The organism is Enterococcus sp. DIV0970a (assembly GCF_051711265.1).
GTDB classification, from domain to species: domain Bacteria; phylum Bacillota; class Bacilli; order Lactobacillales; family Enterococcaceae; genus Enterococcus_D; species Enterococcus_D casseliflavus.
On record NZ_JBIOMF010000001.1, the window covers coordinates 1,915,364 to 1,927,628 of the forward strand.

Consider the following 12,265-nt stretch of genomic DNA (forward strand, 5'->3'; position numbering starts at 1 on the left):
TGCTTCTTCAATACAGATCTGCTTATCAGCAACTTTGATAAATGGCAACCAAATCATCGTTGCGATCACGATCAAGACGATTTGTAACAATGCGCCCATGATACTACCAGTGACAAAATAGCCGCTAATGATCGGCGGAGTCGTCCACGGAATTTGCGCAAGCCCAGTTGGGATCGGGACTAGCCCGAAATAAAAAGCAAAGTAAGCGACGATCGTTGTGACGGCATTTGCAAAAAAAAGGAATGATAAAACTGAAATTCAACATCAACGGTATCCCGAACAACGCTGGTTCACCGATATTGAAAATATAAGGAACACTAGCAATTTTTCCAACCTCTTTGTACTGTTTACTTTTTGCTACGATCAAAATAGCAATGATCGCACCGACGACCCCAATCGAGGCAAAATGATTCCGAAAGCTCATACTGATAATATTCGTTGGAATCTCTCCCGCCACTGATGCCACACGATTTTGATCTTCAAGGACTTGATGGATTGGGTCCATCACTGCTTGAATGATCGAAGTTCCATGAAGGCCAAAAAACCACAAGAATTGCTCGAAAATTTTCACAACGACCATTCCAACTAGGGAGCCACCTAACATAGTTAATGGAATCCCAAGGGTCCCATTGATCAACGTCATGGCATCACTGTTAAATAAGGCTTCGATGATGAGTCGGATGACCCAAATCGTCGTGATGACAAGAAAAGATGGAATCACCGATTCGAATGGACCAGAAACAGCTGGTGGTACCGCTGCTGGCATTTTGATTTTGATTCCTTTGCCCTCAATTTTTTTATAAAGAACTGTACTAAAAATACCGACAATAATCGCTAAAAACATCGATTGCGCGCTAACGCGGGTGATATCTAAAAAAGTTCCTGCTTCCATTGCATCCAACGGTGTTAATAGTAAAAAGGAAACAAAAGCAGTTAAGACACATTGCAAAACATTTGTTTCAAGTTTTTCTGCCAGAGATTTTGCGAGGGAAATGACAACTAGCAAACCACCGATTGCGAGTGTGGCATTGTTGACATAGAGCAATTTCTCTTGCCAGACACTAGCATCTTCTGTTCGCAACACCATAGTAATAAAATCGGTCACTTGTTGGATCGGAAAAAAAGCAATAATTAAAAAGATCGACGCAATAAAGGTGAATGGCATGTAAGCTAACATTGCATCCCTAACTGAAGTAATATAAATATTCCCATTGACTTTACTTGCAAATGGACCAAGGGCACTTTGGATCTTATCCCCTAATGATGGTTTGTCGTGGTTCATGGTGATTCCCCATTTCTTTCGAATTTGCTGGTACTATTGACTATTATTATCATCCGGATTATGATAATTGATAACGCTACCATACAAGTATTATATACTATCTTTACCTGTCTTCAATGACGATACTCTACTATTTCATTGACTATTTTTTACCTAAGGAGAAAGCGATGGATAAACAAAACATTCTGCAGCAGTTACAACAATTGACGACTACCGAAGAAATAGCCCTTAAAAAGACGCAAACCCTTCCATACAATTATGAGGATTTCAAGAAAGTCTACACTGAGAAAAATGAGCCAATTTACCAATATACCTTCGAAAAACACCTTTCTCGTCTCATACGAAAACGACCGCAGGATAGCGGATTTCTTAAGACAAGCCAGCTCTTGATTTTAAAACATGCACGCTTTTCATCTACGCCACTACATCAGCATGATTTTATCGAAATGAATTATGTTTTTTCTGGAACAGTCACGATCATGATCAATGAGAAAAAAGTGATCCTAAAGGCAGGTGACTTTTGTTTACTAGATACTGGGGTGATCCACCAAATTATCGAAACAAATCAAGACGACATTGTTATTAACTTTTTGATCAGCAAAGAGTACTTTTCCACGCAGATGCTCAGTCGGTTAGCATCCAATAGCATGATCGCCGATTTTGCCATCAATGCGTTATCTGAAAGCCAAAAGCACAATCAATACCTAGTGTTTGAAACGAGTAACAACGACTATTTGATTGATGCGATTTTCGGGGTCTTGGCCCAGTTCTTCAACCCCTCCTTCGGTTCTCATGAGGTCATCCATTCCTATATGATCATTATTTTTTCCGAACTTGTTCGTAATTTCCAAGAAAAACAACGGATCGAGTCGCAAAACAGTGACCAATTGTACCTCGGAGAAGTGTTGGACTATCTGGAGAAACATTTCGCTACTTGCACACTAGCTTCGGTTGCGGAGACATTTGGATACAACCCGAGCTATTTGAGTCGCCGTATCAGTCAGCAGCTTGGTCGTTCCTTTGTGACGATCCTTCAAGAATTAAAACTCAATCAAGCCAGTTTATTGTTGAGAAACTCTTCCCTACCTGTGGAACAAATCGCACACCAAGTCGGCTATAAAAATGTCTCATTCTTCTATAAGCTGTTTCAAAAGAAGTATCAGTGCTCTCCTCATGCCTACCGTCAAAACTAAACAATACTGCTGCACACCATTTTATCGACAAAAAAACACTACTCACTTGATGCTGCTAACGCAGCAATCTCAAATGAGCAGTGTTTTTTAACTAATCAGTTTCAAGCAATTCAGGAATTTACGACGTCGATCCTCTGTGATACAACGTTGTATAATATGGCTGTTCGCTGGTATCGATCGCAATACCGATCCCGAGAAATTGATACTCATCGTTTAGAATCGTTGCCCGATGTCCCTCTGAGTTCATTAAACCTTGATGGGCGTAAATACTGCTAGCTTGGCCAAATGCCAAATTCTCCCCTGCAGCAGTGAAGCTGATCCCATCTTCTTGCATCCGATCAAATGGAGTCGATCCATCTAACCCAATATGGTCAAAGTATCGATGTTCTGCCATGTCTTGGCTATGCTTCCCGGCAGTCTCACTGGTTGCTTCACTGAATACAAGGGGCGACAAACCAAATTTCACTCGGGTGGCATTCGTTAATTCAAATAACTGTGTTCGTAAGCCGCTTAAAATGGCGGCTTGATTTTGGCGAAAATCATTCGCATGGCGTGTTTCTAGCGAGCGATTGATGATTTGAATCGCAGTCACTGTATCTTCGGCATGAACATCATAGAAAAAAGTAATCAATTGATCGTCTTGCAAGAACAGATCATAGTCGGCATCCGAATCGATGCGATACCGTCTTGATCCTCGTTGTAGACTTTCTTGGCGCGTACCCATCTGATTACGAACGCTTGCTTTTGAAGACCCGATACCTAGCGTGTCATCGATAAGAATCGTGTCTTGATTCGTATAGATCCCTTGCGCAATATCATGTTCATCATACATCACCATCATGAAGTTACGAAAATCATCGTGATAGGAAGTCCAGTTCAGTCCATACCTATTCGCTGATACATTGATCGCTTCTCCAAAGGTTTCTTCGATCACTTGTCGTGATTCATTATATAAATATGTCTGGGCAGGTGTTTCTGCCGATGGCCTGGCAGAAGTGTCTTGTGAAGGAGAAAATTGGGACGAGAGAGATTGAGTGATCTCGTTGAGTCGAGCATCCCGAAATGCCAAGCGCCCGTCTTGCCATGTAATCATCTGGCTTACAAAATAAAGAAGCCCGATGAGAAAAATGCTTTTGATTAAGAATTTTATTTTTTTCATATGACACCTCCGTCAATGAATCATTATGTGTTAGCTGTAGCGCGATCGTTTATCCACTCATTCATCCCTAGATTGGATCGCTGATAACCCGTCCTGCCTTTTCTAAAGACTATCATTCCTGTGGAAAATTGACCAGCTGCAGCATGAAATTTCTTAGATGATCTACGTCTTTTTAAGCTCCAGTTAAGAAACTTTTTTTACTCACGAAAACTTTGCAGCGCCATCGAACGCTCCATCAAGGGATTGGCGATTTTAGCTAATGTATGTCGATCGTATTCTTCTGGTCGCTTGATAGTGAGGTAAAGAATAAACTGTGGATCATCCGTTGGGTAGATGGAGACCGCCGAATAAATATAATCAAACTCTCCCGTCATGTAGCCTTGACCATTCTCATTGGCGATCTGAGCAGTCCCAGTTTTGACAGAAATCTCATGGTTCGTCAGTTGGTATACATCATAAGCGGTGCCATAGCGTTCATCCGTCACTACATCGGTCATGTATTCTAAAACAGCATCAGCTGCTGCTTGTGAAATAGGTTGGGAAACGACTTCTGGAAAAACTTGGGTCTCTTCCCCTACTCGCCGAATCAATTGCGGACGTATCATCTCGCCACCATTGGCAAATGCACTAAATAGCTGCATCATCTGCATCTGATTGACGCCGATCGCATGGCCATAGGAACTCATGGCATAATCCACCCGATTTCTTGAAGGTAAGATACCAGGCACCTCACCGGGAAGCTCACTTCCTGTAACTTTCCCTAGTCCAAAATCAGTTAAATACTGTGCCCAATTATCAAAACCGATTCGTTGCTGAAGTCGAACCATCCCAGTGTTGCTTGACCAAGCTAACGCTTGCCGCATCGTCAACTCACCATTTGCTCCTGAGTCGTGGTCGTTGATGACTCGATCTTCAATCTGCATACTCACAGGATTGTAGCGTTCCGTCGGATCAAAAACACCTTCATCAATCGCTGCCGCAACGGTTGCCAGCTTCAAGGTCGAACCTGGTTCATACATCTCTTCCGTAAAAAGATTACGCCAAATAAAGTGCTCATCCGCAATTCCTTCTTGGATCTCTGGATGAAAACTAGGTCTTTGAGCCATCGTTAAAATCTCTCCAGTTTTCGCATCCATCAATAAAGCCGTTAGATTTTCTGGTCGTGTTTGTTCCCTAACTTCATCCATCACTGATTCAGTGAATAACTGCAGATGAGCATCTAATGTCGTCCAAACATCGTTCCCATCTACGCCTTCTTCTACCATTTGATTGGTTGCAGGAACAGGATTCCCTGAAGCATTGACTTGAAAAGACTCTCGCCCATTTTGATTCTTCAAAAAGTCGTTCAGTACATATTCTAATCCAGAAACTCCGACTCGAATCTCTTCATCATCTGACGTTGTCCCTATCAAATGTGAAGAAAAGATACCATTCGGATAGCTGCGACTTGAACGAGCATCGAAATAGATACCGTTGATTCCAGCTGCATCAAACGCCGCTTCGATTTGATTTCGAGTAGTCACACTTAGACCACTGCCAACATTGCCAAATTCCACTTGAAAAACAGGCGGGTTTGTTTGATTCGCACCGTCTGTCAAGATAGACAAAACTTGCTCGTTAGAAATAGGTAAATACTCCGAAAGAATCGTTGCGGTCTCCTCAAAGCGCGCTCTGTCTAGATACATGGGTCGGCCATTGTCAATGTAATCTTCAGAAAGAACCGCTCGAACAGTATAGGAAAGAATATCCTGTGCGATCACTGTCCCTTGCCGATCAAAAATCGCCCCTCGGCTTGTTTCGATGGATCGTGAACTATAATACAAATTTTCTATTCTTTCAGACAAAGAGACGCCAGCAATCACGCCGACTTGAACAATGTAAATCAAACGTGCAGAAAACCCCATAAAAAGCGCAAGACTGATTATGTATAACCAATGACCGACTAGCTTACGATTTTTCTTCGCTTTTTTCTTTTTGACTATATGATAGTCATACATCGCCAAAGCGCCCCTTTCGATCGAATATACCTCTATAGTATTGGGTATTTGTGATGATCTTGTGAGGGAAAGAACAATTATTTTTCAAAGAGTCATTTTCTTATTAATTCAGCGATTATGCTGTGATATACTTTAAAAAATATAAATTATTTTTAAGGATGTGAATAAAATTGCAAAAAATATTGATTGTCGATGATGACACCCATATGCGTGCCCTGGTGAAAACTTATGCGGAGATCGAAGGGTATCTATGTTTTGAGGCAGCGGATGGAAAAGAAACATTGGAAAAATTAACCAATCATTCATTCGATTTGATCCTCCTAGATGTCATGATGCCGGGAAAAGATGGCTTTCAGACGCTTTCGGAAATCAGAGGCAGCTGTAACACGCCAGTCATTATGATTACCGCTCGAAAGGAAGAGTATGACAAACTCTTTGGCTTCAATCTTGGTGCCGATGATTACATTGCCAAGCCATTTAGCCCTAAAGAGCTGATGGCTCGCATCAAAGCTGTGTTGAAACGAAGCAGTCAGTTTCAGTTCGAAAAGATCGTTTTTGGTGATCTCGAAGTCAATGTTTTTTCTCATACTGTAACGATCAAAGGGAAACCTCTGCCGCTTACACCAAAAGAATTCGATCTGCTGGTCTATTTGACGAAAAATAATCATATCGCTTTGAGCCGAGAATCAATTTTAGAAGGTGTCTGGGGCTTTGATTATTTCGGAGATACCAGAACAGTGGATACACACTTCAAGTCCTTGCGAGAGCGTCTAGGGGATTACCGAGAGTTGATCCAAACGGTTTGGGGAGTTGGGTATAAATTTGATTATGAAGACTAGTCGGTTAGGTTTTACTTACATCAAAAGTAAATTACTCGTGCGGCTTTGGTCCGCCAATATGTTGCTAGTAATCATTGGTATCGCTTTTTTGTGGACTGTTCAAATTTTGCTCTTTGAACCAAATTATATCAATGTAACGAAAGAATCACTTTTAGATACAGTTCAGGAAACAGCTGCCGCTATTGAAGAAATGGCAGTAGATCCAGATGACTTACCAGAAGAGCCATTACTTTTCCTCAGTAAAACGATCGTTGGGACTCTTTTCTTAGTCGACGAGGATGGCGAAATTTTGGCGGCATTTAACAATGGCCAACAATTAAACATAGATGGGTTGAGCAACGAATACAATTGGTTGTTATCTCATGCACCAACTGTCCTTGATGGTGAGAGCCTGAGTGCTGTAGAAGACTTTGAAAAGTCTTCTGCCATTCTTATTGGCGTTCCTACCACTCTTTTCCAACGCCCAGCTGCCCTTTTGCTCTCCAATACGATCACTCAAATCGAAGCGCTTCAAAGCTTAAATCGACAGCAACTCTTTCTATTCACCAGCATATTAACTATTTTTGCGTCAACGATCTCCTTTTTTTTAGCACAGCATTTTATTCGCCCGATCAAAACCATCAAAGAAGCCATCATCCGCTTAACCAACGGAGAGCTTTATTCCGTACCCAAACTAAACCGTGGCGATGAATTAGGTACACTTTCTGAATCTGTTGCGGACTTAAGCACAGAACTTCAGCGAGTAGACGTGTTGCGAAAAGAAGTGATTGCCAATGTTTCTCATGAACTACGTTCCCCCCTCGCGTTGATCACGGGTTATGGGGAGATGGTACGTGATGTTTCTGGAAGTGACGAACGCCTTCGAAAAGAACATATGGAACTAATTATCAGCGAAGCCCACCGTATGAGTGCCATGGTTGATGACATCATGGATTTCTCTATCATGCAAGCAGGCTATACACAACTTAAAAATGAAATCTGGAATACATACGAGGTGGTTTCCTCCGTCGTTGCCTACGCAAGAGGGATCGCCAATCAATATGACATCACTGTCGATTTTGAAGCAGATCGTAAGAATGGAATTGCTCTTTTTGATCGCATCAAAATGGAACAGGTTTTGCGTAATTTGATAAACAATGGCATCAACCATACACCTAAAAACGAGCGTCTTTTGATCAAATTAACGAATACATCTACAAGAACAAAAGTTGCTGTCATCAATCCCGGAAAAGATATCCCTCCAGAACAACTCGAACTCATTTGGGAAAGATACCAACGCGTCCAACATCAAGCAGGACATAAAGAAGGAACCGGCATCGGCTTAGCGATCGTGAAAACCATTTTGACTTCTCACGCCTTCGATTATGGCGCTGAGTCGAAAAATGGCGTGACTTCTTTTTGGTTTGTTGTGCCGAGACTAGGAGACCAATGAGAACCACGTTTATACCGTTCATCATAAGTAATGAATGTCTTACTTTCTTTGCACAAAAAAAGCCTTGATTTCTCAAGACTTAATGATTTCTTGTATTTCAGCCATGGATTGGACGGTATGGTCGGCGGATACATCTTTTAAGATACCTTCTATATCATAAAATATCGTCTTGACACCTGCTCCTTGTCCTGCAAAAACATCCATCGTACGATCGCCGATCATGACGGTCTGCTCTTTGTCTAAATGATATTTTTCGACAAGATAAATCAATGAAGTTGGATCAGGTTTACGGGGAAAGTTGTTTTCCGGTCCTACGATCTCAACGATCAGGTCTGCCATCTGTTCTTTTTCTAACAGCTCTTTTGTTGAAACGACATCGCGGTGGGTCAAAATGTAGTTCTTGCCACCAGCAGCAACCACGGCTTCTAATGTTTCTTTGGTTCCTACAAAGGAAAGCGGCAAACGATCATCCAGCGCTTCATTTGCTTTGAATGCTTTAGTGAACTCTTGAAAATCTAAGTTGTATTTTTCAGCAACTTTTTTGGAAGATGAATCTTTCAATATATAATAAATCTCCGCTGGATCTGGATCGAAGCCATACTCCTTCAATGTCTTAATAAAAGCTTTTAACATGATTGGGTAGCTGTCGTAAAGTGTTCCGTCAAAATCCCATATGTAAGATTGGTACATGATATCCCTCGTTTTCTCCCTTTTTCAAATGAATGAAAGTTCCATTCATTTTCTGTAACTCTAAAAAGTTTACCACACTTTGTTTGGTTTGTCTTATTTATCAAGGGATTTCCTCCACAAGAAAAAAGCCATTAACCTTGTAACAATTCCATTTGCACAAACCTAAATACAAAGGAATATGTTACAGGTTAATGAACGTTCATCTTTACTAAAAAAGCATTTGAAATAATTACCAGCTACCAGAAACACCGCCACCGCTGCTACTTCCTCCGCTAAAACCGCCAAAATCATTCGAAGAACTTTGTGTATCGGCAATGACTTGTTCTTGATGGGACACGTGATTATTCATCATCACAAAGAACAACGCCATATTCATCCCATGCGGGTCATACTCTTGGCGAGCATTATTTAAAACTGCTGCTCGATCAGAAGCATCAAATGAGGATAATTTGTTTGCTAAATCTGGGTGATTTTGATAAACCTGTTTCAAGTCAACTTGGAACAAGGCATCTGTTTTCACTTCCGCTATAACATTAGAAACTTCTTTCGGAATGGCTTGTACCATCTCGGGATAGGTCGCTTTTTCCGTCACAAGTTGAGCTAAATAACGCCCCTGCTCATTGCGTCTTCTGATCTCTTCTTTGGCTTGCTTAGCTATTTCTGCTCGATACGCATCTGCTAAAGGCAAATTCTCAAGTAACACCGCATCAGATAAATCATAGTCTGCCATCCGTTCAGACACTTCCCTGTCTAATTGGGCTTCATAGGTTTTTAAGGTGTCATGTTGTGTAAGGATCACCTGACCGAAATGTTTGACCGTGGTTTGTTTCTTCATCAGCAAGTTTGAAAAATAAGATCCAATTGCTGGATTCGTCAAGGCATGTTGGATAACTCGTTTATCCGCAGTCGACAATCCGGTGATCGAGCTCAATTTCGCTGGCACGTAAGTACTCGTCACATACTGCGTAAATGCTTGTTGACAATCTTTTGCTGTCTGATACTGATGGTAACGCTGATAGTTCTTTCTATTGCTAGCCCATTTCAAGAAATCTTTCTGTTGGAAGTGACTATCTTCTAACAGATGTTTCGGCAACGGCAGGTGCTCTTCAAATCGCCGTTTGGTTTTAAGATGGCGAAAACTGATGAACCCGACAAGGCCTGCAGCTGCTGCCGCTACGACACCACTGACGATTTTTCCAATAGTGAACCACATTTGCTTAGTGGCTTCTGCTTCTTGTGCCTGTTTTTCTGCTAACATTTGATTGCCATCTTGATAAATCGTCCCTAAACCAATCGTTTCATCCGCTTCTTTCATTCGCTGATAGACTTCATTAGAAGCTGCCAATATCGCTGTATCATAATCTTCATCTCGTAATGCGTCTTTGGCATCTTCATCCACTAAATCATCTTCCGATAGCTCACTGAAGACATAGGATAGTCCATCGCCATAACCCAGACGAAATTCACGATCGTCAATGGCAAAGAGAAACAATAGTCCATTATTGTCCTCTGGATTTCCTAAACCATACTCATTGAACAGTTCCAAATTACGCTCTTCAATCGATTGCCCATCTAAAGAAGGGATCGTGATCACAGCATATTCTGGTGCTCCAGTCAATGATTGAAAGCCCTCTTTATTCAAAGTATCGATTTGTTTGATCGTCTCTTGTGAAAGGACCCCGGCATCATCACGAACAAATGTCTGTCCAAAGGCAATTGATGGTTGAAGGACAAAAAATCCCATCAAACCAACAAAAACCAACATCCCAAGTTGGAAGATTTTCTTCATTTTACCACCCCTTTTCATCGTGTTATCTTTCATTGTATTCGATTTCAAATGATAAAACATCCGCCTTAAGCATGAAAAAAATAGTTACATGACTAAAAAACCTTTAAAAGACAGCATTTTGGTCGGTCTTTTAAAGGTCATTTTATCATATTTTCCTAGTAAAGGAGTACAAATTAATTTTTGAATGAATGGATCGGAGCGGGAATACGTCCCCCACGTAAAATGAAATCAGTAGACTGTGCAGGATTGGTTTTCATCACTGGTGCCGTCCCTAATAATCCACCAAACTCAATGCGGTCGCCGATTTTTTTGTCTTTCGCTGGAATGATTCGGACAGCTGTCGTCTTGTGGTTGATGACGCCGATCGCTGCTTCATCCGCAATCATTGCGGCGATCGTCTCAGCAGAAGTATCTCCTGGAATCGCAATCATATCCAAACCGACAGAACAGATCGCCGTCATGGCTTCAAGTTTTTCTAAATTCAATAAACCAGCTTCTACAGCCTTGATCATCCCTGCGTCTTCAGAAACGGGGATAAAGGCACCCGACAGACCCCCAACATGGTTACATGCCATTACGCCGCCTTTTTTTACTGCATCATTTAACAAGGCCAAAGCCGCTGTCGTTCCGTGGGTACCGACAGATTCTAGACCCATTTCTTCTAAAATCAATGCCACACTATCGCCGACTGCAGGAGTTGGCGCCAGCGAAAGATCGACGATCCCGAATGGAACGCCCAAGCGCTCGGAAGCCACGCGCCCGACCAATTGCCCCATCCGCGTGATCTTGAAAGCTGTTTTTTTGACTGTTTCCGCCACAACATCAAAGGACTCGCCTTTGACTTTTTCCAAGGCACGTTTGACGACACCAGGTCCGCTGACACCAACGTTGATTTCCACATCAGCTTCACCGACCCCGTGAAAAGCCCCCGCCATAAAGGGATTGTCTTCCACTGCATTCGCAAAGACGACGAGCTTCGCACAGCCCATATCTGATGCCTCAGCCGTCTTCTTGACTGTTTCTCCCATCAGACGTACTGCATCCATGTTGATCCCAGCTTTCGTTGATCCAATATTGACCGACGAACAGACAAAATTGGTTTGAGCCAAGGCTTCTGGAATCGATTCGATCAATGCAAGGTCGCCGCCTTGATAGCCTTTTTCTACTAGTGCGCTATAGCCGCCGATGAAATTTACTCCGACTTCTTGCGCCGCTCGATCCAAGGTCTTCGCAACTTTGATACAGTCTGCGGGTGTCGGCTGGCAAGCTGCCACTACGATCGCTACAGGGGTAACCGAAATCCGCTTGTTAATAATCGGAATGCCATATTCACTTTCGATCTCTTCGCCGACTTTGACAAGATCTTTCGCTTTTGTTGTAATTTTTTGAAAAATTTTCTCACAGGTACGATCAATGTCGGCGTCAATACAATCCAATAATGAGATCCCCATAGTGATGGTACGAATATCTAAGTTTTCTTCTTCCACCATGCGAATGGTTTCAAGTATTTGATTTGTCTCCATAGTGCCTCCTATAATTTGTGCATGGTATCAAAAATCTCTTGATTTTGAATGCTGATTTTTACACCTAATGTACGACCAATTTGGTGAAGCTCCTCACGAACACCATCAAAATCCTGATTGGCATCCATGTTTAAAAGCATCATCATCGTGAAGTAATCTTCCATGATTGTTTGGGACACATCTAAAATATTGATTTCTAATTCTGCTAATTTCTGGCTAACACCAGCAATGATCCCAACCTTGTCTTTTCCAATAACGGTTAATACGGCTTTCATATCCTCCCGCCTTTCATAAAATTTTTCTTATTATAGCACAACAAAACCACATTTTCGATGTAACATCAAACGAAATTGTGGTTTAT

The 12,265-nt window shown here is 41.9% G+C and carries 10 protein-coding genes; 3 read left to right on the top strand and 7 right to left on the bottom strand.

Translation table 11 applies throughout. From position 1 onward, the window contains the following. Window positions 1-124: 124 nt before the first annotated feature. Window positions 125-1,282, bottom strand: a complete 1,158-nt coding sequence (locus IGK14_RS09220; RefSeq protein WP_010749644.1) for a PTS sugar transporter subunit IIC — start codon at window positions 1,280-1,282, stop codon at window positions 125-127. 167 nt (window positions 1,283-1,449) lie between these two features. Here IGK14_RS09220 and IGK14_RS09225 point away from each other — a divergent pair, with 167 nt between their 5' ends. Continuing rightward, window positions 1,450-2,475, top strand: coding sequence for an AraC family transcriptional regulator (locus IGK14_RS09225; protein WP_010749643.1), 1,026 nt, complete (start codon window positions 1,450-1,452; stop codon window positions 2,473-2,475). A 118-nt stretch (window positions 2,476-2,593) separates the two neighbouring features. On the opposite strand, the gene IGK14_RS09230 is transcribed toward IGK14_RS09225, so the two are convergent. Together IGK14_RS09230 and IGK14_RS09235 are read right to left on the bottom strand one after the other, a co-directional pair. Continuing rightward, entirely contained in the window at window positions 2,594-3,634 is a 1,041-nt protein-coding gene (locus tag IGK14_RS09230; RefSeq protein ID WP_010749642.1) for a CAP domain-containing protein, read from the bottom strand. A gap of 197 nt (window positions 3,635-3,831) precedes the next feature. Then, window positions 3,832-5,631 carry a penicillin-binding transpeptidase domain-containing protein gene (locus IGK14_RS09235; RefSeq protein ID WP_010749641.1) on the bottom strand — a complete coding sequence of 600 codons (1,800 nt, stop codon included), beginning with the start codon at window positions 5,629-5,631 and terminating at the stop codon, window positions 3,832-3,834. A gap of 170 nt (window positions 5,632-5,801) precedes the next feature. Here IGK14_RS09235 and IGK14_RS09240 point away from each other — a divergent pair, with 170 nt between their 5' ends. Together IGK14_RS09240 and IGK14_RS09245 are read left to right on the top strand one after the other, a co-directional pair. Then, on the top strand, window positions 5,802-6,470 hold the full coding sequence (locus tag IGK14_RS09240) for a response regulator transcription factor (protein ID WP_270792552.1): 669 nt from the start codon (window positions 5,802-5,804) through the stop codon (window positions 6,468-6,470). Beyond that, entirely contained in the window at window positions 6,460-7,902 is a 1,443-nt protein-coding gene (locus IGK14_RS09245) for a sensor histidine kinase (protein ID WP_034695912.1), read from the top strand. Before IGK14_RS09240 ends, IGK14_RS09245 begins: the two co-directional genes overlap by 11 nt. 72 nt (window positions 7,903-7,974) lie before the next feature. On the opposite strand, the gene IGK14_RS09250 is transcribed toward IGK14_RS09245, so the two are convergent. From IGK14_RS09250 to IGK14_RS09265, 4 genes are all read right to left on the bottom strand, one after another. Further along, window positions 7,975-8,592, bottom strand: coding sequence for an HAD-IA family hydrolase (locus IGK14_RS09250; RefSeq protein ID WP_010749637.1), 618 nt, complete (start codon window positions 8,590-8,592; stop codon window positions 7,975-7,977). 229 nt (window positions 8,593-8,821) lie between these two features. After that, window positions 8,822-10,414: a TPM domain-containing protein gene (locus IGK14_RS09255; protein ID WP_154694504.1), complete on the bottom strand. Its 1,593-nt coding sequence runs from the start codon at window positions 10,412-10,414 to the stop codon at window positions 8,822-8,824. A 140-nt stretch (window positions 10,415-10,554) separates the two neighbouring features. Then, window positions 10,555-11,904, bottom strand: a complete 1,350-nt coding sequence (locus IGK14_RS09260) for a PFL family protein (protein ID WP_005230144.1) — start codon at window positions 11,902-11,904, stop codon at window positions 10,555-10,557. 8 nt (window positions 11,905-11,912) lie between these two features. Then, window positions 11,913-12,179: an ACT domain-containing protein gene (locus IGK14_RS09265; protein ID WP_005230142.1), complete on the bottom strand. Its 267-nt coding sequence runs from the start codon at window positions 12,177-12,179 to the stop codon at window positions 11,913-11,915. Between the last annotated feature and the right edge of the window lie 86 nt (window positions 12,180-12,265).